Source organism: Streptomyces sp. 3214.6, assembly GCF_900129855.1.
Lineage (GTDB): Bacteria > Actinomycetota > Actinomycetes > Streptomycetales > Streptomycetaceae > Streptomyces > Streptomyces soliscabiei.
Window position 1 is genome coordinate 7,621,251 of the sequence record NZ_LT670819.1, and the last position, 24,684, is coordinate 7,645,934.

Annotated in this window: 19 protein-coding genes and 1 pseudogene; 7 read left to right on the plus strand and 13 right to left on the minus strand. The window is 73.1% G+C overall.

What is annotated here, in order from left to right; all coding sequences use genetic code 11:
• Positions 1-13 precede the first annotated feature (13 nt).
• The 6 genes and pseudogenes from B5557_RS34485 (at position 14) to B5557_RS34510 (ending at position 6,399) form a co-directional block, all read left to right on the plus strand.
• On the plus strand, positions 14-901 hold the full coding sequence (locus B5557_RS34485) for a transporter substrate-binding domain-containing protein (RefSeq protein WP_079663141.1): 888 nt from the start codon (positions 14-16) through the stop codon (positions 899-901).
• Positions 902-904: 3 nt separating this feature from the next.
• On the plus strand, positions 905-1,738 hold the full coding sequence (locus B5557_RS34490) for an amino acid ABC transporter permease (protein ID WP_079663142.1): 834 nt from the start codon (positions 905-907) through the stop codon (positions 1,736-1,738).
• On the plus strand, positions 1,735-2,529 hold the full coding sequence (locus tag B5557_RS34495) for an amino acid ABC transporter ATP-binding protein (RefSeq protein WP_079663143.1): 795 nt from the start codon (positions 1,735-1,737) through the stop codon (positions 2,527-2,529). Before B5557_RS34490 ends, B5557_RS34495 begins: the two co-directional genes overlap by 4 nt.
• A 272-nt stretch (positions 2,530-2,801) precedes the next feature.
• Positions 2,802-4,021, plus strand: a pseudogene (locus B5557_RS34500) (RNA-guided endonuclease InsQ/TnpB family protein).
• A 51-nt stretch (positions 4,022-4,072) separates the two neighbouring features.
• The gene (locus B5557_RS34505) at positions 4,073-5,170 is read left to right on the plus strand and encodes an amidohydrolase family protein (RefSeq protein ID WP_079665162.1); all 1,098 of its coding nucleotides are present in this window, start codon (positions 4,073-4,075) and stop codon (positions 5,168-5,170) included.
• Positions 5,171-5,391: 221 nt separating this feature from the next.
• A complete protein-coding gene (locus tag B5557_RS34510; RefSeq protein ID WP_079663144.1) occupies positions 5,392-6,399 on the plus strand; it encodes an SCO1860 family LAETG-anchored protein in 1,008 nt (335 codons plus the stop codon).
• Between the two features lie 54 nt (positions 6,400-6,453).
• On the opposite strand, the gene cobC is transcribed toward B5557_RS34510, so the two are convergent.
• The 6 genes from cobC to cobM are packed head-to-tail and all read right to left on the minus strand — an operon-like array spanning position 6,454 to position 12,939.
• Positions 6,454-7,521: an Rv2231c family pyridoxal phosphate-dependent protein CobC gene (gene cobC, locus B5557_RS34515; protein ID WP_079663145.1), complete on the minus strand. Its 1,068-nt coding sequence runs from the start codon at positions 7,519-7,521 to the stop codon at positions 6,454-6,456.
• The gene (locus tag B5557_RS34520; protein WP_079663146.1) at positions 7,511-8,449 is read right to left on the minus strand and encodes a sirohydrochlorin chelatase; all 939 of its coding nucleotides are present in this window, start codon (positions 8,447-8,449) and stop codon (positions 7,511-7,513) included. The genes cobC and B5557_RS34520 overlap by 11 nt, the downstream gene beginning before the upstream one ends.
• Entirely contained in the window at positions 8,446-9,105 is a 660-nt protein-coding gene (locus B5557_RS34525) for a precorrin-8X methylmutase (protein ID WP_231976122.1), read from the minus strand. The genes B5557_RS34520 and B5557_RS34525 overlap by 4 nt, the downstream gene beginning before the upstream one ends.
• Positions 9,102-10,838, minus strand: a complete 1,737-nt coding sequence (cobJ, locus tag B5557_RS34530; protein ID WP_079663147.1) for a precorrin-3B C(17)-methyltransferase — start codon at positions 10,836-10,838, stop codon at positions 9,102-9,104. Before cobJ ends, B5557_RS34525 begins: the two co-directional genes overlap by 4 nt.
• Positions 10,835-12,106, minus strand: coding sequence for a precorrin-6y C5,15-methyltransferase (decarboxylating) subunit CbiE (cbiE, locus tag B5557_RS34535; protein WP_079665163.1), 1,272 nt, complete (start codon positions 12,104-12,106; stop codon positions 10,835-10,837). The genes cobJ and cbiE overlap by 4 nt, the downstream gene beginning before the upstream one ends.
• 14 nt (positions 12,107-12,120) lie before the next feature.
• A complete protein-coding gene (gene cobM / locus B5557_RS34540; protein WP_079663148.1) occupies positions 12,121-12,939 on the minus strand; it encodes a precorrin-4 C(11)-methyltransferase in 819 nt (272 codons plus the stop codon).
• A gap of 100 nt (positions 12,940-13,039) precedes the next feature.
• Here cobM and B5557_RS34545 point away from each other — a divergent pair, with 100 nt between their 5' ends.
• The gene (locus B5557_RS34545) at positions 13,040-13,768 is read left to right on the plus strand and encodes a ZIP family metal transporter (RefSeq protein WP_079663149.1); all 729 of its coding nucleotides are present in this window, start codon (positions 13,040-13,042) and stop codon (positions 13,766-13,768) included.
• Between the two features lie 23 nt (positions 13,769-13,791).
• On the opposite strand, the gene cobI is transcribed toward B5557_RS34545, so the two are convergent.
• From cobI to B5557_RS34580, 7 genes are read right to left on the minus strand one after another with little or no spacing between them, the layout of a single operon-like run.
• Positions 13,792-14,523 (minus strand): precorrin-2 C(20)-methyltransferase, encoded by a 732-nt coding sequence (gene cobI / locus B5557_RS34550; protein WP_099938242.1) that lies wholly within the window; start codon positions 14,521-14,523, stop codon positions 13,792-13,794.
• Positions 14,520-15,896, minus strand: a complete 1,377-nt coding sequence (locus tag B5557_RS34555; protein WP_079663151.1) for a cobyrinate a,c-diamide synthase — start codon at positions 15,894-15,896, stop codon at positions 14,520-14,522. Before B5557_RS34555 ends, cobI begins: the two co-directional genes overlap by 4 nt.
• Positions 15,890-16,498: a cob(I)yrinic acid a,c-diamide adenosyltransferase gene (gene cobO, locus B5557_RS34560; protein WP_079663152.1), complete on the minus strand. Its 609-nt coding sequence runs from the start codon at positions 16,496-16,498 to the stop codon at positions 15,890-15,892. Before cobO ends, B5557_RS34555 begins: the two co-directional genes overlap by 7 nt.
• On the minus strand, positions 16,498-18,513 hold the full coding sequence (locus B5557_RS34565) for a putative cobaltochelatase (RefSeq protein WP_079663153.1): 2,016 nt from the start codon (positions 18,511-18,513) through the stop codon (positions 16,498-16,500). Before B5557_RS34565 ends, cobO begins: the two co-directional genes overlap by 1 nt.
• Positions 18,510-22,181, minus strand: a complete 3,672-nt coding sequence (gene cobN / locus B5557_RS34570) for a cobaltochelatase subunit CobN (protein ID WP_079663154.1) — start codon at positions 22,179-22,181, stop codon at positions 18,510-18,512. The genes B5557_RS34565 and cobN overlap by 4 nt, the downstream gene beginning before the upstream one ends.
• Positions 22,178-23,710, minus strand: coding sequence for a cobyric acid synthase (locus B5557_RS34575; RefSeq protein WP_079663155.1), 1,533 nt, complete (start codon positions 23,708-23,710; stop codon positions 22,178-22,180). Before B5557_RS34575 ends, cobN begins: the two co-directional genes overlap by 4 nt.
• Positions 23,707-24,660 carry a cobalamin biosynthesis protein gene (locus tag B5557_RS34580; protein WP_079663156.1) on the minus strand — a complete coding sequence of 318 codons (954 nt, stop codon included), beginning with the start codon at positions 24,658-24,660 and terminating at the stop codon, positions 23,707-23,709. The genes B5557_RS34575 and B5557_RS34580 overlap by 4 nt, the downstream gene beginning before the upstream one ends.
• Positions 24,661-24,684 lie beyond the last annotated feature (24 nt).

The following is a 24,684-nucleotide window of genomic DNA, read 5'->3' on the forward strand; positions in this document are numbered from 1 at the left end:
AGGAAGGCCCGCCGTGATCACCCTCCCCCGGCGCCGGATCCGTCTCCAGGCCGCCGTCACCGCGACGGCCGGGCTGATGCTCGTGGCTGCCTGCACCTCCACGGACGACGGTGGCAGCGGCTCCAAGACCGCCGCCGGCGGGGTCGAGCTCGTCAAGGCGGGCCAGCTCACCACCTGCACCCACCTGCCCTACCCGCCCTTCCAGTCGGAGATCGACGGCAAGGTGCAGGGCTTCGACGTGTCCCTGATCGACCTGGTCGCCAAGGACCTGGGCGTGAAGCAGGAGATCGTCGACACGCCGTTCGAGAACTTCAAGACCGGCGCCTTCCTGAACTCCGGCCAGTGCGACCTGGCCGCGGCCGGCATGACCATCACCGAGGAGCGCAAGAAGAACGTCGACTTCTCCGACCCCTACTTCGACGCCACCCAGGCCGTCCTGGTCGACAAGGGCGTGGGCGTCACCTCGCTCGCCGACGTCAAGTCCAAGGGCCTCAAGCTCGGCGCCCAGGCGCAGACCACCGGCGAGGACTACGCCCAGAAGCAGGGCTTCGACCCGGTCTCCTTCGAGTCCTCCGACGCCGTCCTCAACGGTCTGCGCACCGGCCAGGTGAAGGCCGTCATCATCGACTACCCGGTCGTCCAGGGCTGGCTGAAGGACAAGGCCAACGCCGACGCCTTCAAGGTCGTCGACAACCTCAACACCGGTGAGCAGTACGGCTTCACGGTGAAGAAGGGCAACGCCAAGCTGCTGGCCGCCGTCAACAAGGCGCTGGCGGACGCGAAGGCCGACGGGACCTACAAGAAGCTGTACGAGCAGTGGATCGGCCCCTACGACGCGTCGGCCGCGTCCCCCGCCGCTTCGGCCTCCCCTTCGGCCTCCCCTTCGGCCTCGGCCTCCTGACCCATGGCTGATACGGACGTACGACTCCAGCCGAGGAAAAAGGGCCTGACCCGGCGCCAGAAGCGCAGCCTGTCGCGTGGCGTGCAGTACGCGGTGTTCGTCGCGGCGGTGATCGTCTTCGCGGTCACCGCCGACTGGGGCCGGCTGAAGAACCAGTTCGCCCAGTGGGACATCGCCAAGGAGATGTTCCCCGACGTCATCACGCTCGCGCTGAAGAACACCGTGCTGTACACGCTGTCCGGGTTCGCGCTCGGGCTGGTGCTCGGTCTCGTCATCGCGCTGATGCGGCTGTCGTCGGTCGGCCCGTACCGCTGGGTCGCCGCCGTCTACATCGAGATCTTCCGGGGTCTGCCCGCCCTGCTGATCTTCGTCTTCATCGGCGTGGCCGTCCCGCTGGCCTTCCCCGGCACGGAGATCATCGGCGGCACCTACGGCAAGGCGGCCCTCGGGCTCGGCGTGATCGGCGCCGCCTACATGGCGGAGACGTTCCGGGCCGGCATCCAGGCCGTGCCCAAGGGGCAGATGGAGGCCGCCCGCTCGCTGGGCTTCTCGCCCGCGCGCGCGATGGTCTCGATCATCATCCCGCAGGCGTTCCGGATCATCCTTCCGCCGCTCACCAACGAGCTGATCATGCTCTTCAAGGACTCCTCCCTGGTCCTGATCCTCGGCGTGACGCTGGAGGAGCGCGAACTGTCCAAGTTCGGCCGCGACCTGGCCAGCACGACCGCCAACTCCACGCCGATCCTGGTCGCCGGCCTCTGCTATCTGCTGGTGACCATCCCGCTCGGCTTCGTCGTGCGCCGTATGGAGGCGAAGGCCCAGGAGGCCGTGAAATGAGCCGACCCGAGATCGACGTACGCGGGCTGCACAAGTCCTTCGGCGACAACGAGGTGCTGCGCGGCATCGACCTGGAGATCGGCCAGGGCGAGGTCGTCTGCGTGATCGGCCCGTCCGGCTCGGGCAAGTCGACGCTGCTGCGCTGCGTGAACCTGCTGGAGGAGCCGACCAAGGGCCAGGTCTTCGTCGGCGGCACCGAGCTCACCGACCCCGATGTCGACATCGACGCCGTACGCCGTCGTATCGGCATGGTCTTCCAGCAGTTCAACCTCTTCCCGCACCTGTCGGTGACCGAGAACCTCACGCTGCCGCAGCGCCGCGTGCTCGGGCGCGGCAAGGCGGAGGCGGCGAAGGTGGCCGCCGAGAACCTGGAGCGGGTGGGGCTGTCGGAGAAGGCGACGGCCTACCCCGCCTCCCTCTCCGGCGGCCAGCAGCAGCGCGTCGCGATCGCCCGCGCCCTCGCCATGGGGCCCGAGGTGATGCTCTTCGACGAGCCGACGTCGGCGCTCGACCCGGAGCTCGTGGGGGACGTCCTCGCCGTCATGCGCATGCTCGCGAACGAGGGCATGACGATGATGGTGGTGACCCACGAGATGACCTTCGCCCGGGAGGTCGCCGACCGGGTCGTCTTCATGGACGGCGGTGTGATCGTCGAGGACGGCGCCCCGGCCGATGTCATCGGCAACCCGAGCCACGAGCGCACCCGCCACTTCCTCTCCCGCCTCCTCGACCCGGCGATGGCGCAGGTGGAGGAGGAGACCTCGGACCAGGTGGGCGGCCCGGAGAAGTAGTTCACCTGGTTCTTGCGAGGAGGCCCAGGCGTTCACGCCGGGGAGGAATCGCATCCGGGTATTGCGACGCGGAGCGTCGCCGCATCCGGTTCAGGGCGCGGAGCGCCCGTGCCGCTGTCGGTGTCGCCGGGGTGATGCGAACGCGTGTGCCGGTGATCGCTGGTCGGGGTGGTGGCTGCGGGATCGAGGGACGTGTGTGCGGCGGTCGTACGTATGGTCCTTCGAAGGGTTCGGGACGGCACAGTGTCCTGGCCGGGCTGTGAGGGGGCGAGATGGCACGCGTGGGGGTGGCTGCGGAAGGCGGGCATGCCCGGTACACGTACCGGCTGCGCGTGTCGTCCACCGCTTGCTCTGTCCTGGCGGCGGAGTGGGACCGGTGCCGCTGGGTGTGGAACGAATGTGTCGCGAAGTCCAGGGCCGTGCATCTGCACAACCAGGCGACCGGCGGGCAGGCCACGTGCGGGCCGGCGCAGCTCGACAGGATGCTGACCGAAGCCCGGAAGATGACGCCGTGGCTTCGTGAGGGCTCGTCGGTTGTCCAACAGCAGGTCATCCGTGACTTCGGCCGCTCCCGTGCCAAGGCGCGCAAGGACGTCCGCGAACGCCTGCCCATGACGCGCCGGGCGGGGATGCCGAAGTGGAAGACCAAACGGGAGGCACTGCCGTCCCTCGACTACACCCGGCGCGGGTTTGTCTGAAGGAGGGCCGTCTGCACCTGGCCGGGGGCGTCGTGGTGAGGGTGGTGTGGTCGCGGGAGCTGGCGGCTGAGCCGTCCTCGGTGAGTGTCTACCAGGACAGCCTGGGGCACTGGTACTGCTCCTTCGTCGTGCCCGCCCAGCTCCGGCCCCTGCCGGGGACCGGCCGGGTACTGGGTGTCGACTGGGGTGTGAAGGAGACCGCGACCACCACATCCGACGCGCACGACCTGCCGCACAGCGGGCACGGCAGGAAGGCTGAGGCGAAGCTGGCCCGGTACGACCGGATGATGGCCCGCCGCAAGCCGAAGAAGGGACAGCCCGGATCGAAGGGCTATCGCGAGGCGAAGAAACTGCGGGCGAAGGTGTACAAAAAGATTGCGAGGCAGCGTGCGGACACCGGCCGCAAGTGGGCCAAGAAGGTGGTCCGCGACCACGACGCCATCGCGGTGGAGGACTTCCGCCCGAAGTTCCTCGCCAAGACCACCATGGCCCGCAAGGCCGCTGACGCCGCCATCGGCGCCACCAAAGCAGCCCTGATCGAGATGGGCCGCAAGCGCGGGCGGGACATCCGCCTCGTCCATCCCGCGCACACCACGATGGACTGCGCGCACTGCGATGCGAGAGCCAAGCATCGCCTGCCGCTCGGTGAGCGCACCTACATCTGCACCGCGTGCGGAAACGTGTCCCCACGGGACAAGAACTCCGCATGCGTGATGCTCGTCCGGGCTGGTCTCAACCCGGCTGGTGCCGATGGCGGAAGACCTCCTGGAGCGCTGCTCCAGGAGGCAGCCTGAGCCAGGAATCCCCTCCCTTCAGGGAGGGGAGGATTCAATAGGGTGCTGTACATGAGCGATCGCGCGGTGCTGCACGTGAAGGGCCGAGTCCTCGTCGGCCGGGACGAGGACCAGGTCCGGGACGAGGTGTGGGTGGTCGGCGGCCGGATCTCATACGACCGTCCCGCCGGCGCCCGCGACATCCGCACCGTCGAGGGCTGGGCGCTGCCCGGTCTCGTCGACGCGCACTGCCATGTGGGCCTGGGCTCGCACGGGCCGGTCGAGCCGGACGTCGCCGAGAAGCAGGCGCTGACCGACCGCGAGGCGGGCACCCTGCTGATCCGTGACGCCGGCTCGCCCTCCGACACCCGCTGGGTCGACGACCGCGAGGACCTCCCGAAGATCGTCCGGGCGGGCCGGCACATCGCCCGCACCCGCCGCTACATCCGCGGCTACGCCCACGAGATCGAGCCCGACGACCTGGTCGCGTACGTCGCCCAGGAGGCCCGGCGCGGCGACGGCTGGGTCAAACTGGTCGGCGACTGGATCGACCGTGAGGTGGGCGACCTCGCCCCCAGCTGGCCCCGGGACGCGGTCGGGGCGGCCATCGCCGAGGCCCATCGGCTGGGCGCGCGGGTCACGGCGCACTGCTTCGCCGAGAGCTCGCTGCGCGACCTGGTCGAGTCGGGCATCGACTGCATCGAGCACGCGACGGGCCTCACACAGGAGCTGATCCCGCTGTTCGTGGAGCGCGGCGTGGCGATCGTCCCCACGCTCGTGAACATCGCGACGTTCCCGCAGCTCGCGGCCGGCGGCGAGGCCAAGTTCCCGCGTTGGGCGGCCCATCTGCGCGGCCTCCACGAACGCCGCTACGACACCGTGCGCGACGCCTACGACGCCGGCATCCCGGTCTTCGTCGGCACGGACGCCGGCGGCACCCTGCCGCACGGTCTGGTGGCCGCGGAGGTCGCCGAACTGGTCACGGCGGGCATCCCGCCGATCCAGGCGCTCTCGGCGACGACCTGGGGCGCACGCGCGTGGCTCGGACGCCCCGGCCTGGACGAGGGCGCCCCCGCGGACCTCGTCGTCTACGACACGGACCCGCGCGCGGACGTACGGGTGCTGGCGGCGCCGCGCCGGGTGGTGCTGAACGGGACGGTGGTGAGCTGAGCGCGGCGCGTGGCACGACAGGGACGTGAGGGGGAGTGCGCGGGGCGAGGGGAGTGAGGGGGGCGTCGCGCGAGGGGTTGTGGAGAACGTACGTGCCGATGGATTCGAAGATGTGCACGGAAAACTCACGTTGGAGTGAACTCGCGTCAGCCCGCTGACCGTTCACCCTTCGTACGTAATTCTTGCGGGGTCCCGAAGCGTCTCTTCTGGGGGTCCCACCCTTGAACGGCAACACCTTCCGCATGCCCGCACGCGCCCGTCGCGTCGCCACCGTCGTGGCGGCCACGGCCCTGGCCGCAGGTCCCGCGGCCCTGACCGGCGCGGGCCCCGCCCACGCGAGGGGCGACCAGGGCCGGGCGAGCGCGACCGTCCTGCGCACCGGCCTCGACGTGGCCCTGCTCGACAAGACCGTCGACGTCCCCCTCGCCGTCTCCCTCAACGAGGTGCGGGCCCCGCAGAGCGCCGAGAAGACCGCGCTCACCGCCGAGTTGAACGGCGTCGACGGCGGAAAGCCCTTCAGCGTCCTGCGCGCGGACGTCGCCGAGGCCAAGGCGACGGTCGACGGCGCGTCGGCCGAGGCCTCCACCCGCCTCGCGCACGCCAAGCTGCACATCCCCGGGCTCCCGCTGCTCTCCCTCATCGAGGTCGGCGCGGTCACCTCGAAGGCGACCTGCGAGGCCGGCAAGGCCCCGGTCGCCGCCGCCAACCTGCTCGGCTCGGTGACGGTCCTGGGCAAGAAGGTGTCGGTGAGCACGGGCGGCACGACGGACGTGAAGGTGCCGGGCGTGGGCGAGGTCCGCCTGGACCTGTCCAAGCGCGAGACGACGTCCCGCACGGCAGCCGCCACCGCCCTCGAACTCACCGTCTCCATCAACCCGTTGAACCTCAACGTCGCCCACGTCACCGGCACCCTGAGCCTCGCCGAGGCCACCTGCGAGACACCCGCCGCGCCGCAACAGGAAGAGGGGCAGGAGCAGGGACAGGGTCAGCAAGAGGGACAGGGACAGGGACAGGGACAGGGACAGGGACAGGAGCAGGGGCAGGGACAGGACCGGTCCGCCGAGTCGAGCCGTGCCCCGGCCGGTGACGTGAAGGCGCAGAGCGCGCCCGCACAGGCGGACCTTGCGCAGACCGGGGGCAGTTCGACGACCCCGTACCTCGCGGGCGGCGCTGTGGCGCTGCTGCTCGCGGGCGGGGGAGCGGTGGCGCTGGCCCGCCGCCGCGGCTGACCGGACGGGCGGGGGCACGGACACGGACGTCCCCCCGGTGCCCGCGCCCCGCCCTCATTCCCGGGTCAGTGCCAGCGCCTGGTCCAGTGCCTGGAGGAAACGGTTCACCGTCGCCCGGTCCCGTACCGCGAGACGCAGCCACCGCGCGTCCAGCCCCGGGAAGGTGTCCCCGCGCCGGACCGCGAACCCCAGGGTGCGCAGCCGCCCGCGGACGGCGGCGGCCCGGGGCAGTCGTACGAGGACGAAGGGACCGTCTGCGGGCCCCACGACGCTCACCCCGTCGGCGGCGAACTCCTCCAGTCCGGCGACGAGATGGGCGCGGTCCGCGGCGATGCGATGCGCGGCGTGCGCGGCCTCCGCGAGTGCCTGGGCGCCCATGCACGCCTGCGCCGCCGCCAGCGCCGGCGTGGACACCGGCCACAGCGGCTGCGCCCGCTCCAGGTCGGCGATCGTCTCGGGGGCGGCGAGGACGTAGCCGATCCGGAGTCCGGCCAGCCCCCACGTCTTCGTCAGGCTGCGCAGCACCACCAGGCCGGGCACGTCCGTGCGCCCGGCGAGCGCCTCCCGCTCGCCGGGCACCGCGTCCATGAACGCCTCGTCGACCACCAGCGTCCGTCCGGCCCGCGCCAGCCCGGCGAGCGTCTTTGCCGGGTGCAGCACCGACGTCGGGTTCGTCGGATTGCCGATCACCACCAGGTCGGCGTCCTCGGGGACGGCCGCCGGATCCAGCCGGAAGCCGTCCCGCTCGCGCAGCACCACCCGGTGCACGCCGTGCCCGGCGTCCCGCAGCGCCGCCTCCGGCTCCGTGAACTGCGGGTGCACGACGACGGCGTGACGGACCTTCAGGGCCCGTGCGAGGAGGACGAACGCCTCCGCAGCGCCCGCCGTCAGCAGCACCCGCTCCACCGGCAGCTCGTGCCGGGCCGCCACCGCCGCCCGGGCGGCCCGCCCGTCCGGGTAGGCCGCGAGGCCCGTCAAAGACGCGGCGATGCGCTCCCGCAGCCAGCGCGGCGGCGTGTCCGCGCGGACGTTCACGGCGAGGTCGACGAGCGCCGAGCCGTCGTCGCGTACTTCCGCGTCCCCGTGGTGGCGCAGATCGTGCCCGTGCCCGTCAGTGTGCATGGGAGTGCGTGTGCCCTCCGTGATGAGGGTGCCCGTGCCCGTCGTGGTGGTGGTCGTCGTCGTCCGGGTGGAAGTGCGGCTGCTGCGGCAGCCCCACCTTGTCCTCGAACCCCGGCAGCGCGATCCGGTACACGCACGAGTCGCAGTTCATCCGCAGATCGCCCTTGACGGCCTCCTCGTACCGCTCCATCACCAGGTCGAGCAGCTCCGGCTCGGGACCGATGACGTCCGCCGCGCGCACGTCGACCTCGGGGTGCGCGGCCGCCCAGCCCTCGCTCTGGTGCCGCACCCGGTCCGGCAGGATCCCGGTGAACAGGAAGTACGGCAGGACGACGATCCGCTTGGCGCCGAGCTTCACGCACCGGTCGAGGCCGCTGGGCACGTCCGGCGCGGCCAGCGACACGAACGCCGTCTCCACGCCCGCGTACCCGCGGCCCTCCCACAGCAGCCGGGCCGCCTTGTACACCTCGGCGTTGGCGTCCGGGTCCGTCGAGCCGCGGCCGACCAGCAGCACGGTGACGTCGGCCAGGTCCTCGGGGGTACGCCCCGTGGTGCCGAGGGCCTCGTCCAGTCGCCGCTCCAGCACGTTCAGCAGCGCCGGGTGCGGGCCCAGCGGCCGCCCGTACGTGTAGGAGATCCCCGGGTGGCGTTCCTTCTCGCGGGACAGGGCCGCCGGGATGTCGCCCTTGGCGTGCCCGGCGGACACCAGCATCAGCGGCACGGCGGCGAACCGGCGTACGCCGCGCTCCACCAGTTCCGTGACCGCGTCGCCCAACGGCGGCGGGGACAGCTCGATGAAGCCGCCCGCGACGGGCAGTTCGGCGTGGCGGCGCCCCAACTCCCGTACGAAGTCGCGGAACGCCTCGGCCCCGGCATCGTCCCGGGTGCCATGGCCGGCGATGAGCAGGGCGGGCGGCGCGGTGGTCACGATGTCTCCTCGGACTGCGGAACGGACGGTGAAACGTGGTGTGCAAGGGGCTGCGAAACAGATTGTGGAAGCGGTTGTGAGGCAGGGTGGTACAGCAGGGCGTTGAGCGCGGCCGAGGCGACCGCCGACCCGCCCTTCTCGGACACATTGCTGACCGCGGGCAGCCCGCTCTCGCGGAGCGCGGCCTTGGACTCGACCGCGCCGACGAAGCCCACGGGCAGGCCGATGACGAGCACCGGGTCGGCGTCCAGGGTCAGCAGCTCCTCCAGCGCGGTCGGCGCGTTGCCGATCACCCAGAGGGCGCCCGGGCCGACCTGCTCGTACGCGAGCCGTATCGCGTGCGCCGAACGGGTCAGCCCCGGCCCGGACTCGGCGTCCCCGAGCCGGCAGACGGTGTCGCGGCGGGTGATCCCGGCCGCGACCATCGCCACGTCCACGACGACGGGCGCCCCGGCGTGCAGCGCTGCGTGCGCCGTCGCCAACTCGCCCTCGTCCATGACGAGATCGCTCGCGTAGTCGAGATCGGCGGCGGAGTGGATGACCCGCTCCACCACCGCCCGCGTCAGCGGCGGGAAGTGCGAGGTGTCCAGGCGGGCGCGCAGCCGCCGGTAGGACTCCTGCTCGATGGGGTGGACCACACGGGCCGCGGGGTTCACCGCGCCACCCCCTGCTCCTGCTGCTCCTGCTGCTCCTGCGTGTTTCGCGGGCTCTCCTGCCAGCGATAGCCGCGCGGCGTCACCATGCGTCCCGCGATGTCCCGGGTCGCCGTGTTGCCGACGGTCACGACCGTCATCATGTCGACCCACGCCGGGTCGAGCTCCGCGAGCGTGGTCAGCCGGCTGCTGCCGTCCGGCCGCGAGGCGTTGCGGACGACGCCCACCGGCGTCGTCGGCTCCCGGTGCCCGGCGAGGATCGACAGCGCCTTGGGCAGCTGCCAGTCGCGGCCCCGGGAACGCGGGTTGTAGAACGTGACGACGAGGTCCGCCTCGGCCGCCGCCCGTACCCGCCGCTCGATGACCTCCCACGGAGTGTGCAGGTCGGACAGGCTGATCGACACGTGGTCGTGGCCGAGCGGCGCACCGAGGATCGCTCCGGCCGCGAGCGCGGCGGTCACACCGGGCACCCCGACCACGTCGATGTCGTCGGACGCCTCGGCGAGCGCGGGGGAGGCCATGGCGTACACGCCCGCGTCCCCGCTGCCGATCAGCGCGACGGCCTGCCCGCGCCGGGCCTCGGCGACGGCCGTGCGGGCCCGCTCCTCCTCGGCCCCGAGCCCCGACGCGAGGATCCGGGTGCCGGGCAGCAGCAGGTCGCGGATCTGGTCGACGTACTGGTCGAGCCCCACGAGCACGGCGGCCCGCCGCAGCTCCGCCTTCGCGCGCGGGGTGAGCAGGTCCCGCGCACCGGGCCCGAGCCCCACCACCGCGAGCCGCCCGCGTCCCGGCCGCCGTACGACGGCGCAGGTCGCCATCGCGGGCTGCCCGTCCGGACGCTCCGACTTCCGCTTGGGCACGAGGAGTTCACCCCCGTCGGCCAGCGCGGCCGCCTCCGCGACGGAGGGCGTGCCGACGGCGGCGAGCGGCGCGTCGGAGGGGTTCGGGACCTCGACGGCGGCCAACTCCTCGGCGGAGTACGTCACCACGGGCACCCCGAGCCGCGCGGCGGCCTCGACGATGCCGGGTTCCTCGCGCTTGGCGTCCACCGTGGCGAGCGCGACGACGCTACGAGGGGACAGCCCGGCGTCCCGCAACGCGCCCTCGACCAGAGCGAGCACCTCCTCGACCGGGGCGCCCTTGGAGGCGCCGACGCCGACGACGAGGGACGGCGGCCGCAACAGCACCTCGCCGTCGGCGGGTTCGAGCGCACGGTCCGTCAGCCGGACGGTGCGCGTGCCCCGCTCGGCGAACGGCAGCGGCGGCAGCGGCCACGCCACCTCGGCGTCCAGCGCGACCGGCTCCCCGTCGAGCAGGGCCCGTGTCACGCCGGCCACATCGCCCTCCACGGGCAGGCCGAGGGTGTCCAGACCCGGGATGCCGACGGCGTCCGTGGCCGTGGTCACCACTGGCTCGGCACCCAGCAACTCACCCACCTCGCGGGCGAGTTCGTTGGCGCCGCCGCCGTGCCCGCCGACCAGCGACACGGCGAACCGCGCGGCCTCGTCGACGCACACCACACCCGGGTCGGAGGCCTTGTCGCCGAGCAGCGGCGCGACGAGCCGGACGACGGCTCCCGTCGCCAGGAAGCACACGAGCTGCTCGCACTCCGCGAACGCCCGCCGTACGGCGTCCCCGACGGGTCCGTCGTAGGCGCGCGTGCGCTCCGGCCATGCCGCGGCCAGCCGGTCGCGTGCCGTCGCCCCCGCCGCGGTGGCGGAAATGAGGCCGATCACAGAGCAACTCCTTCTCGATCAAGGGGGTTTGAGCCGACGGGGGTTCGGGTCCCCCACAGCAGGAAGACGGGGTTGGTCGCCGCGAGCCGGGTGACGTCCCCCGGCAGCGGCGCCAGCCGCGAGGACTGCAGCAGCACCCCGTCGACGTCGAACCCGGCGTCCGTCAGCGCGCTCCGCACCGCCGGCACCCGGTCCAGGGCGGCCATCGCGACGACCACGGCCCGCCGGGCCCGCCGCGCGCACACGCCGACGATGTCCGGCAGCTCGCGCCCGCCCCCGCCGACGAACACGGCGTCGGGGGTGTCGAGTCCGGCCAGCGCGTCGGGCGCGCTGCCGTGCACGACGTGCACGTCGACGCCGTGCGCACCGGCGTTGGCGCGGATGCGTTCCACCCCGTCCGCCGCCTTCTCGACCGCGCTGACGGCGGCCCCGAGCCGCGCGCACTCCACGGCCACGGACCCCGACCCGGAGCCCACGTCCCAGACCAGGTCGCCGGGGCGCGGACCGAGCCGGGCCAGGGCCAGCGCCCGCACCTCGAACTTGGTGATCATCGAGTCGCGGTGCGTGAAATCGCCCTCGGCCAGCGCCCATCCCACCGGACGCCCGCCGCCCGCGAGCGTCCGCACGGGACCGAGGACCCGGGTCTCGTCCAGACACAGGACGACGCTCACCGCCGTCCCCCAGTCCCGTCGCGCGGCCTCGGCGGGGGAGACCCGCTCCACGCGCTCGCGCCCGGGGTCGCCGAGCGCGGAGGCGACGACGAGCACGCGGCCGGGCGCGCTGCGCGCGAGCGCGGCCCCCAGCTCGGCGGGCCCGGCGCCGGGCCCGGTCAGGACCGCGGCCTTCGGATGCGCCCGGCAGACGTTGACGGCCGTCCGCGGATCCCGCCCGTGGGCGCTGACGACGACGGCGTCGTCCCAGGTCAGCCCGAGGCGGGCGAAGGCTGCGGCGACCGAGGACACCCCGGGCCGCACGTCCAGCCGGGCCGGCCCGAACCGCTCGGCCAGCGCCCGCACGATCCCGAAGAACCCCGGATCGCCGGAGGCCAGCACGACCACCCGCCGGCCCTTTCCGACGTACTCCTCGATGGCGTCCAGGGCCGGCGCGAGCGGTCCGAGGACGATCCGGTCGGCGGTCGCGGGCAGCGGCACGGCGTCGAGGTGCCGCCGCCCGCCGACGACGAGCTCGGCGCCGGACACCACGTCGGAGGCGACCGGCGCACCCGTCCCCGTCCCCTGGCCCGTCCCGGTACCGACCACCGTGATCAGGCGACCCGAGGGACTCATGTACGGGCACCCCGCTCGCGCAGGGCCCGGCGGGCCTCCGGGTCGGCCTTGCGGTGACCGTGGAAGTGACCCGGGTGGTACAGGTGCGAGCGGGTGCCGTGCGCGTCGAGGGCCGGGCCGACCAGGAACAGGGTGTGCTTCCAGAGCTTGTGCTCCTTGACCGTCTCCTCCAGCGTCTCGATCGTGCACTTCACGACGAGCTCCTCCGGCCAGGTCGCCTGGTGGGCGATGACGACCGGGGTGCCCGTCGGATAGCCGCCCTCCAGCAGCTCCCGCACCAGCTGCCCGCTGCGGGCCGCCGACAGGAAGATCGCCATCGTGGTGCCGTGCTTGGCGAACTCGCGCACCTCCTCGCCGGGCGGCATCGGCGTCTTGCCGCCGCCGAGCCGGGTCAGCACCACGGACTGCGCGACCTCGGGGATCGTCAGCTCACGCCGGGCGAGCGCGGCGACGGCGGAGAAGGAGGAGACGCCGGGCACGATCTCGGTGTCGATGCCGATCTCGTCGCACCGGTCGAGCTGCTCCTGCGTACCGCCCCACAGGGCGGGATCGCCGGAGTGGATACGGGCCACGCGCAGACCCTCGGCCCGGGCCCGCTCGTAGACGGCGACCACGTCCTCCAGGGACATCGTCGCCGAGTCGAGGATCTCCGCACCCTCGCGCGCGTGCTCGAGAACCTCCGCCTGGACCAGGCTCGCGGCCCAGATCACGACGTCGGCCTCGGCGATGGCGCGTGCGGCACGGAACGTCAGCAGATCGGCGGCGCCGGGGCCGGCACCGACGAAGGTCACCTTGCCGGTGGGGGCATCGGCCATGGGTTCGATTCCTCTCAAAGCGGGTCGTAACGGGGCGTGACGGAGGTCAGGGCAGTGGCCGGATGTGCGCGGCCGGGGGTCGATCGGATACCAAGGGCCTATGGCGGTCTTCGTCGCGCTCGGCGCGTTCCTCATGACGCTGGCCGGCGGCTGGACGGCGCAACGCGTGACCGACCGCCGTCACCTGGTGCTGGGCCTGGCCGGCGGCCTGATGCTGGGCGTGGTCGGTCTGGACCTGCTGCCGGAGGCCCTTCAGGCGGCCGGCACGGAGGTCTTCGGCGTCCCCGCCGCACTCCTGCTGTTCGTGGCGGGCTTCCTGCTGGCCCATCTGGTGGAACGCCTGCTCGCGGTGCGCCAGGCCGCGCACGGCGCCGAGGAACACAACGGCAGAGCCCCCGAGGTCGGTCTGACGGCGGCCGCGGCGATGGTCGGCCACAGCGCCATGGACGGCGTGGCGATCGGCGCGGCCTTCCAGGTCGGCGGCGGCATGGGCGTCGCCGTGGCGCTGGCGGTGATCGCCCACGACTTCGCGGACGGCTTCAACACGTACACGATCACCAGCCTGTACGGGAACGCCCGCCGCAGGGCCCTGTTCATGCTGTTCGCGGACGCGGCGGCACCGATGGCGGGCGCGGCCTCGACGTCCTTCGTCACCATCCCGGAGCAAGCGCTCGGCGGCTATCTCGGCTTCTTCGGCGGCGCGCTGCTCTACCTGGCGGCCGCCGAGATCCTGCCCGAGGCCCACCACGAACACCCCGCCCGCTCGACCGTGCTGTGCACGATCGCCGGCGCGGCCTTCATCTGGCTGGTCGTGGGCCTCGCGAGCTGACCCGGGGCCCGTCCCGGCGGGTCTCACAGCTTGCCGCCCCGGCCGTTCTCGCGTCGCGCGGGAGCGATGAGCGTCGACAGGTAGGGCAGCGGCTCGCCGTCCAGCTCGGCGGCGGGCCGGATGGACTCCTCCGCCAGCCCGAGCGCCGACCCCCACACGGCGTCCCCGATCCGCCCGGTCTCCCTGAGCGCCTCGGCGACCTCGGCGGCCTGCCGCCCGAACTTGTATGCGACGACCGTCCCGGGCCCGGCGAGCGCGTCCTTCAGCACGGCGGAACCGGCGGTCACCGGCACCAGGGTCAGGGGTTCGGTGCCCTCGGTCAGCACCGCCCCCGACCGGGCGGCGAGATCCTGCATCGCGGTGATGCCCGGCACGGTCTCGACCCGGGTCCCCGGCACCAGCTCCGCGACGGTCTGCGCGAGGTAGGTGAAGGTGGAGTACACGTTGGGATCGCCGATGGTCGCGAAGGCGACCCCGCCGTGCTCCCGCAGCAGCGCGGCGACCCGCTCCCCGGCGGCATCCCAGGCGGCCTCCCGCCGCGCCCGGTCGGTCCGCTCGTTCAACGCGAACACGACCCGTACCACCTTGTCCTCGGGCACGTAGTGCAGCACGGTGGCTTCGGCCCGCCCCCGCTCACCGCTGTCCATCACGGGCACGACGACGACGTCGGCGGCCCGGAGCGCGTTGACGCCCTTGACGGTCACCAGCTCCGGATCCCCGGGCCCCACCCCGACTCCGACCAGCTTGCTGCTCATGACGTCCGGCACCTCTCCACGAACCGACGGGCCACACCGGGCTCGGACGCCCAGTGCGTGTGCAGATAACTCGCGTGCACACCTTGTTGTACGAAGCCTTCGACGCGCCGCTCGGGGGTCCGCACACCCCACGCGGGGACCGCCCCCGACCCCGGCTCCACGACCGTGCGATGGAACTCGTGCCCCCGCATCCGCGTCCCGGCCGGCGCCAGCACACTGTCGCTCACCGCGACGGCGTCCCGGTAGCCGAGGGTGAGCCGGTCGGACATCCGGGCGGTGGCGTCGAGCACGCCGCACATGGGCTGCCCGTCCAGCTCCCGGCACAGGTACAGCAGCCCGGCGCACTCGGCGGCGACCGGCGCACCTCGCTCCGCGAGGGCGGCGACCTCCTTGCGCAGCCGCTCGTTGGCGGACAGCTCGGCGGCGTACACCTCGGGGAAACCGCCCCCGATGACCAGCCCGGCGGTCCCCTCCGGGAGGGACTCGTCCCGCAACGGGTCGAAGGCGACCACGTCGGCCCCGGCGGCGGCGAGCAGTTCGGTGTGCTCGGCATAGGAGAAGGTGAAAGCGGACCCACCGGCAACGGCGATCACGGGCGTCGGCTTCTTGCCCCGAGTCGGGTGGTCGTGGGTGGGCGAGACGGGGGTCCAGGGGGCGGAGCCCCCCGGGACGGCACCGGCGGTACGGGCCAGCGCTTCCAGAGCGGCGAGGTCACATCCGTCGGAGACCTGCGCCGCCATCGCCCTGACGGAGTCGACCGCGGCGGCCTGCCGTTCGGCGACAGGAACCAGCCCGAGATGCCGGGAAGGCGTGTCCACCTGCGGCGCCCGCCGCAAGACGCCCAGCACGGGCACCCCGGCCGACTCCAACGCCTCCCGCAACAACTCCTCGTGCCGATCCGAGGCGACCTTGTTGAGGATCACGCCCCCGACCCGCACCTGCGGATCCCAGGAGGCGAACCCGTGCACCAACGCCGCCACCGACCGTGACTGCGACGAGGCGTCCACCACCAGCACCACCGGCGCCCTCAGCAACTTCGCCACCTGCGCGGTGGACGCCAGTTCGCCCTCCCCCGCGGCCCCGTCGTACAACCCCATCACGCCCTCGACGATCGCCAGATCGCACCCGCGCGCACCGTGCGCGAACAGCGGCCCGACCAACTCCGGCCCGCACAGATACGCGTCGAGGTTGCGCCCCACCCGCCCGGTGGCGAGTGAGTGGTACCCGGGATCGATGTAGTCCGGCCCGACCTTGTGCGCGGACACGGCGAGCCCCCGCGCGGCGAACGCGGCCATCAGCCCCGTGGCAACGGTGGTCTTGCCGCTGCCCGAGGAGGGCGCGGCGATGACCAACCGGGGAACAGCACTCACCACTCGATGCCCTTCTGCCCCTTCTGCCCCGCGTCCATCGGGTGCTTGACCTTGGACATGTCGGTGACGAGATCGGCGAAGCCGACCAGCTTCTCGGGCGCGTTCCGCCCGGTGATCACGACATGCTGGGTCCCGGGCCGGTCGCGCAGCACCTCGATCACCTCATCGGTGTCGACCCACCCCCAGTGCATGGGGTACGCGAACTCGTCGAGCACGTACAGCCGGTACGTCTCGGCGGCGAGGTCCCGCTTGACCTGCTCCCAGCCCTCGCGCGCCTTCTCCTCGTTGCTGAGGTTGTCCCCCTGAAGATCCCGCTGGACCCAGGACCATCCCTCGCCCATCTTGTGCCAGTCGACGGTCCCGCCCTCACCACTGGCGCCCAGCACCCGCAGTGCGTTCTCCTCGCCGACCTTCCACTTCGCGGACTTGACGAACTGGAACACCCCGATCGGCCACCCCTGGTTCCAGGCGCGCAGCGCGAGCCCGAACGCGGCGGTCGACTTCCCCTTCCCGATCCCCGTGTGCACGACGACCAGCGGCCGGTTCCGTCGCTGACGAGTCGTCAGACCGTCGTCCGGCACCACACTCGGCTGTCCCTGCGGCATTACGCGGCCCTCCTGGAAGTCCCCTGCACGTTCCTCACCAGCCCTGCGATGGAGTCCGCCCGCAACGCGTCCAGCGTCACTGCGGTACCTGCCAGCTCACCCGCGAGCTGCCCCGCGAGCCCCAGCCGCACCGGCCCGGACTCGCAGTCCACGACCACCGACGCGACCTGCTCGGCGGCGAACAGCCGGGCCGCCCGCCCCGCGAGCGCGACAGGCTCCGGCCCACCGGTGGCCCGTCCGTCCGTCACCACGACGACCAGGGCGCGCCGCGCCGGATCCCGCAGCCGCTCCACCCGCAGCACGTCGTGCGCCTTGAGCAGCCCGGCGGCGAGCGGTGTCCGCCCACCCGTGGGCAGCGACTCCAGCCGGACCGCCGCCGCGTCCACCGAGGACGTCGGCGGCAACGCCACCTCGGCCGCCGCCCCCCGGAACGTCACGAGCCCCACCTTGTCCCGCCGCTGGTAGGCGTCCAGCAGCAGCGACAGCACGGCGCCCTTCACCGCGCTCATCCGCTGCCGGGCGGCCATGGACCCCGAGGCGTCGACCACGAACAGCACGAGGTTGCCCTCACGCCCCTCCCGGGTCGCCTGCCGCAGATCGTCACGCCGCACCACGAGCCCCCGCCCGGAGCGCCCCCGCGCCCGCTGGTGCGGCGCGGCGGCCTGCACGGTAGCCGCCAGGTGCAGCTTGGTCAGGGCGCCTCGAGGCCGTCGCGCACCCGTGGTTCGTCCCTGCTCGGTCCGCGCCCGCGAACGCCGCCCGGCTGCGCCCTCACCGATCCCGGGCACGCTCAGCACCTTCGTCCGGAACGGCTCGGAGGAGCGTACGGCGGACTGCTCCGAGGCCCCCGACGCCCGCGGCTCGCCGTCCTCCCCGGCCTCGGGCCGCGCACCGGAGCCGCCGTCGGCCTGCGGCCCGTCGGACGGCGGCTGCCCGCCACCCCCGCCGGGCCCGTCCGGATCAGGATCCTCGTCGCCCTCGCTCTCGCCCTCGCCCTCGCTCTCGCCGGAGAACTCCTCCAGCGTCTCGTCGAGCTTGTCCTCGTCGAGTCCGGGCGCGTCAAAGGGATTACGGCGCCGGCGGTGCGGCAGCGCGAGCAGCGCCGCCTGGCGTACGTCCTCCGCGAGCACGTCCGTCCGCCCGGCCCAGGCGGCCAGCGCCGTGGCGGTGCGCGCCATGACGATGTCGGCCCGCATGCCGTCCACCTCGAAGGCGGCGCAGGTGGCCGCGATCTGCCGCAGCGCCCCGTCGCCCAGCCGCACCGACGGCAACAGCGCACGCGCCGCCGCGATCCGGCCGCGTACGGCGGCCTCCTCGTCCGCCCACCGCGCGGCGAACCCCTGCGGATCGTCGTCGTAGGCGAGCCGCCGCCGTACGACCTCCACCCGCTGGTCGGGCTCGCGCGAGGCGGCCACCTCCACGGTCAGCCCGAACCGGTCGAGCAACTGCGGCCGCAGTTCGCCCTCTTCGGGGTTCATCGTCCCGACGAGCAGGAACTTCGAGGCGTGCCGCACGGAGACGCCCTCGCGCTCGACGTACGAGGCGCCCATCGCCGCCGCGTCCAGCAGCAGGTCGACGAGGTGGTCGTGGAGGAGGTTGACCTCGTCGACGTAGAGGATGCCGCGGTGCGCGTCGGCGAGGAGCCCCGGCTCGAAGGCCTTGACGCCCTCGGCGAGCGCCCGCTCGATGTCCAGCGCGCCGACGAGCCGGTCCTCGGAGGCGCCCACCGGCAGCTCGACCATCCGCGCGGGCCGGGTCGCGAACGCCCCCGGCTCGTGCGGACCGTCCGGGCAGGCCGGGTCGGGGGAGCCGGGGTCGCAGGAGAACCGGCAGCCGGAGACGACGTCCAGCTCGGGCAGCAGCGCCGAAAGCGCCCGCACCGCCGTCGACTTGGCGGTGCCCTTCTCACCCCGGACCAGCACACCGCCCACCGCCGGCGACACGGCGTTCAGCAGCAGCGCGAGCCGCAGGTCGTCCTGGCCGACGACGGCCGTGAACGGGAAAGGAGTACTCACTTCTCGTCGCCCTCCAAGTCGCCTTCGAGCTCCAGATAGGTGGCGCGCAGCCGCTCGATCGTGTCGGCGTCCGGCTCGGCCCACAGCCCGCGGTCGGCGGCCTCCAGGAGCCGCTCGGTGATCCCGCGCAGCGCCCAGGGGTTGGACTTCTTCATGAAGTCCCGGTTCTCCGCGTCGAAGACGTACTCCGCGCTGAGCTTCTCGTACATCCAGTCGTCGACGACGCCCGCCGTGGCGTCGTAGCCGAAGAGGTAGTCGACCGTCGCCGCCATCTCGAAGGCGCCCTTGTAGCCGTGCCGCCGCATGGCCGCCATCCAGCGCGGGTTGACCACCCGGGCGCGGAACACCCGGTGCGTCTCCTCGCCCAGCGTGCGCGTCCTCACCTGGTCCGGGACGGCCGAATCGCCCACGTACGCCTCGGGGTTGGCGCCGGTCAGGTGCCGCACCATGGCGACCATGCCGCCGTGGTACTGGAAGTAGTCGTCGGCGTCGACGAGGTCGTGCTCGCGGGTGTCGACGTTCTTCGCGGCGACGGCGATCCGCTTGAACGCCGTCTCCATGTCGCCGCGCGCCGCCCGCCCGTCGAGTCCGCGCCCGTAGGCGTAGCCGCCCCAGACGGCGTACACCTCGGCGAGGTCCGCGTCGGAGCGCCAGTTGCGGGCGTCGATCAGCGGCAGCAGCCCCGCCCCGTACGCCCCCGGCTTGGAGCCGAAGACCCGGGCGCTCGCCCGCCGTCGGTCGCCGTGCTCGGCGGCGTCCTCGTCGACGTGGGCGCGCACGAAGTTGGACTCGGCGGGCTCCGCCAGCTCCGCCACCGCCCGCACCGCGTCGTCGATCAGCCCGATCACGTGCGGGAACGCGTCCCGGAAGAACCCGGAGATGCGGACGGTCACGTCGATGCGCGGCCGGCCCAGTTCCTCCAGCGGGACCACCTCGAACCCGGTCACGCGGCGCGAGGCGTCGTCCCACACCGGACGGCAGCCCAGCAGCGCCAGGATCTCGGCGATGTCGTCGCCCTGGGTGCGCATCGCGGACGTGCCCCAGACCGTCAGGCCGACGGACTTCGGGTATTCACCGGTGTCCTGGAGGTAGCGCTGCACGAGCGAGTCCGCGAGGGCCTGCCCGACCTCCCAACTCAGCCGGGACGGAATGGCCTTGGGGTCGACCGAGTAGAAGTTGCGGCCGGTCGGCAGGACGTTGACCAGTCCGCGCGTCGGCGAACCGGACGGACCGGCGGGGACGTAACCGCCGTCGAGCGCCTTGAGGATGTGGTCGATCTCGTCGGTGGTCTTCTCCAGCCGGGGCACGACCTCGGTGCACGCGAACTCCAACACCGCGACGGCGTCCGGGAGTTCGGTGCCCAGCACCGCACGCACCAGGGCACGGCTCTCGGCGACCGCCCATCCGCGCTCCTCCATGCCCTCCGCGACCCGCCGGCACAGCTGCTCCAGCAGGTCGATGGCGTCGGCGGCCGAACGCGACGGACCCTCGACCAGGTCCGTCAGCTCGACCGGCGCCTTCACGGGTGCGCCCGGCTCGGCCAGCAAGTCCTTCTCGCTGAGCCCGAAATGGGCCGCGAACGACGCCCTCAGGCCGGGCAGCGCGTTGGCCTGTCCGCCCCACACCTGCGAGGCGCGCAGCACGGCGAGCACGAGGTTCACACGCGCCTCGCCGACCGGCCCGCCGCCGAGGATGTGCAGACCGTCGCGGATCTGCACATCCTTGATCTCGCACAGATAGCCGTCGATGTGCATGACGAACTCGTCGAACGCGTCGTCGTCCGGCTGGTCGTCGACGTGCAGGTCGTGGTGCAGCTCGGCCGCCTTCACCAGCGTCCAGATCTGCGCGCGCACCGCCGGCGCCTTCGTCGGGTCCAGGTCGGAGACGAGCGCGTACTCGTCGAGGAGCTGCTCCAGCTTGGCCAGGTCGCCGTAGGTGTCGGCGCGGGCCATCGGCGGGACGAGATGGTCGACGACGGTGGCGTGCCCGCGCCGCTTGGCCTGCGTGCCCTCGCCGGGGTCGTTGACGATGAAGGGGTAGATCAGCGGCAGTTCGCCGAGGACGGCGTCCGGCGCACAGCCTCCGCTCAGCCCGAGCCCCTTGCCCGGCAGCCACTCCATCGTGCCGTGCTTGCCCATGTGCACGACTGCGTCGGCGCCGAAGCCTCCCTCCGATGCCGCGGCCTCCAGCCACCTGTACGCGGCCATGTAGTGGTGGGAGGGCGGCATGTCGGGGTCGTGGTAGATCGCGATCGGGTTCTCGCCGAAGCCGCGCGGCGGCTGGATCATCACGACGACGTTCCCGAACTGCAGGGAGGCGAGCACGACGTCGTCGCCGTCGACGTACAGCGAGCCCGGCGGCTCGCCCCACGCCTCAACCATGGCGTCCCGAAGCTTCGGGTCGAGCTTGTCGAACCAGGCCCGGTAGTCGGCCAGCGGTACCCGGGCGGGTGCGGCGGCCAGCTGCTCCTCGGTGAGCCATTCGACGTCGTGGCCGCCGGCGTTGATGAGCCGGTGGATCAACTCGTCGCCGTTGTCGGGGTGTTCGGTGACGCCGTACCCGGCGTCCCGCAGCGCGTCCAGCACCTTCACCGCCGAGGCGGGGGTGTCCAGGCCGACCGCGTTGCCGACCCGGGAGTGCTTCGTCGGGTAGGCGGTGAAGACGAGCGCGAGCTTTTTGTCGGCGTTCGCCTTGTGCTTCAACCGGGCGTGCCGGACGGCGATTCCGGCGACGCGTGCGGCCCGCTCGGGGTCGGCGACGTACACCGGGACGTCGTCGGGGCCCTGCTCCTTGAAGGAGAAGGGGACGGTGATGATCCGCCCGTCGAACTCCGGGATGGCGACCTGCATCGCCGCGTCCATGGGGGACAGGGCGGCGTCGGACGCGTCCCACGTGCTCTTCGACGACGTCAGGCAAAGCCCTTGCAGGACCGGCACGTCGAGGTCGGCGAGCGCCCCGATGTCCCAGGCCTCCTCGTCCCCGCCCGCCGAGGCCTGCGAGGCGTGCGTGCCGCCGGCGGCGAGGACGGTGGCGACAAGCGTGTCGGTCCGCCCCAGGATCTCGTACAGCCCGGCGTCCGCCCCGCGCAGCGAACCGCAGTACACGGCAAGGGCGTTGGCGCCGCGGGCCTCGATCGCGTCGCACAGGGTGTCCACGAACGCGGTGTTGCCGCTCAGCTCGTGGGCCCGGTAGAAGAGCACGCCGACGGTCGGCCGCCCCTCGACGAACGCCCGCTCGCCGTGGACGCCGTACTCGGGCATCTTCCGCGGCTCGAGGAACCCCTCGCCGGTCAACAGCACGGTGTCGGAGAGGAACCGGGCGAGTTCGGTGAGGTTGGCGGGCCCGCCCTCGACGAGGTACTTGAGGGCCTCGGCCACCACACCGGCCGGCACCGACGACTCGGCCATCAGCTCGGCGTCCGGCACGGTCTCGCCGCCCAGCAGCACGGTCGGCACACCGGACGCCTTCAGCGCGGCGAGCCCGTCCTCCCAGGCCCGCTTCCCGCCGAGCAGCCGGACGACGGCGAGGTCGGCGCCGTCCAGCAGAGCGGGCAGCTCCCGCGCCACGTCCACGCGGGTCGGGTTGCCGATCCGGTAGTCGGCGCCGGAAGCGGCCCGGGCCGCCAGCAGATCGGTGTCGGCGGTCGACAACAACAACACTGTGCTCATGCGGGCGCTCCCGGTGGAATGAAAGGCAGTCCTTGCGGCGCGCCCGACTCGATGAGCCGCCAGAGCGCGTCGGTGTCCGCGTGCTGTTCGATCAGGTCGCCGAGCCGGTCGAGCTGCTCCTCGCGCAGCCCGGCGAACGAGGTGTCGGCGGCGGGCACGAAACGCCGGCCCGTGGCGGCCGCCACCTCGCGCAGGAACGCCCGCCGGAACCCGTCCGACTCCAGCGAGCCGTGCCAGTGCGTGCCCCAGGTCTGGCCGACCCGGCAGCCGTCGAGGCTGTGTCCTTCGCCATCGGAGATGAACGGCTCACCGCCCGTGACGTCGGCGACCCCGTGATGGATCTCGTACCCCTCGACCGGCTCGCCGAGGGCTTGACCGGCGGGCCGGGTGAGGGTCTTCTCGCGGGCGAACCGCACCCGCACCGGCAGGACGCCGAGCCCGTCGACCTGCCCGCGCCGGCTCTCGACGTCGTCCTCGATGCGCTCGCCGAGGATCTGGAAGCCCCCGCAGATGCCGAGGACGGGCCGCTGCTCGGCGGCCCGCCGCCGCAGGGCGTCGGCGAGGCCGCGCTCGCGCAGCCACTCAAGGGCGCGCACGGTCCCCCGCGTCCCCGGGACGACGACCAGGTCGGCGTCGGCCAGCTCCTCGGGCCGGTCCACGAACCGCACGACGACGCCCGGTTCGGCGGCCAGCGCGTCCACGTCCGTGAAGTTCGACATCAGCGGGATCGCGCAGACGGCGACCCGCAGCACGTCCTGTCCGACGGGCGGGGCGGTGTTCGACTCCCGGATCGTCCCGCGCAGGGAGACCCGGAGCCCGTCCTCCTCGTCGATCCCGAGCCCGTGCCGGAACGGCAGCACGCCGTACGTCCGCCGCCCGGTGAGCCCGTGCAGCATGTCGAGGCCCGGCTCCAGCAGGGAGACGTCCCCGCGGAACTTGTTGACGACAAACCCGGAAACGAGTTTCTGGTCCTCGGGGGAGAGCAGCGCGACGGTCCCGAAGAAGGAGGCGAAGACCCCGCCCCGGTCGATGTCGCCGACGACGAGGACCGGGAGCCCGGCGTTGCGGGCGATCCCCATGTTCACGATGTCGGTCCGCCGAAGATTGATCTCGGCAGGAGAGCCGGCCCCCTCACAGATCACCGCGTCATACGTGCCCCGCAACTCGGCGAGACAGTCGAGAACGGTTCCCAGGAGTTCCTGCTGCCGCCCCCCGTGATAGCCACGCGCGCTGAGCTCCCCGACGGGCTTCCCGAGCAGCACGACCTGACTGCTCTGCTCGCCGCCGGGCTTGAGCAGCACGGGATTCATCAGGGCGGTCGGCTCGACCCGGCACGCCTGCGCCTGCATGGCCTGCGCCCGCCCGATCTCGGCGCCCTCACGCGTCACGAACGAGTTGAGGGACATGTTCTGCGCCTTGAACGGCGCGACCTTGACGCCCTGCCGCACCAGCCACCGGCAGATCCCGGCCGTGACGACGCTCTTGCCGGCGTCGGAGGTGGTGCCCGCGACGAGGAGTCCCCCGCTCATTTCGTCCGCCCCTTCCCTGTCGTGACGATGGCGCGCGCGGCGACGGTGACGCCGAGCGCCAGCAGGCCGACGCGGCGCGAGAGCCGTGCGGCGCGTTCGATGTCGTGGGCGACGACGGGCCGCCCGGCCGCCCCGTTCAGGACCGGCCGGTGCTCGACCCGGCCGCCGTACGACAGCGTCCCGCCCAGCCGCACGCCGAGCGCGCCCGCGAAGGAGGCCTCGACGGGCCCGGCGTTGGGGCTGGGATGCCGGCCGGCGTCCGCCCGCCAGGCCCGCAGCGCGGCCCGCGGATCATCCCCCGCGACGGCGGCCAGTACGGCGGTCAGCCGCGCCCCCGGCCACCCGGCGAGGTCGTCGAGCCGCGCGGAGGCCCACCCGAACCGCCGGTACCGGGCCGACCTGTGCCCGACCATGGCGTCGAGTGTGTTGACGGCCCGGAACCCGAGCAGCCCCGGCACCCCGCCGACGGCCCCCCACACGAGCGCCCCCACGACGGCGTCGGAGGTGTTCTCGGCGACGGACTCCACGACGGCCCGGGCCAACCCGTCCGCGTCCAGCGCCTGCGGATCCCGCCCGCACAGATGCGGCAGCCGTTCCCGGGCGGCCTCGACGTCCCCCGCTTCGAGGGCCCGACCGATGGCGCGGGCCTCCCGGACGAGAGAGGTCCCGCCGACCACCGCCCAGGTGGCGGCGGCGGTGAGGCCGAGAGAAGCGGCCGAAGAGGGACGTACGGCCTTGCGGGCGACGGCTCCCAGGGTCACGGCCCCACCGGCGCAGACGACGGTGTGGACGGCCCCCCAGCCGCGGTGGTCGCGCCAGAGCACCCGCTCCACGGCTGCGGCCGCCCGCCCGAACACGGCGACCGGATGCCCCCGGCGGGGATCGCCGAGGAGCAGGTCACCGAGGAGGCCGGCGGCGGCGCCGTACGCGTGAACGCGATCGGCCTGCACGGGCTCAGCCGGCCGTGGGGTCGG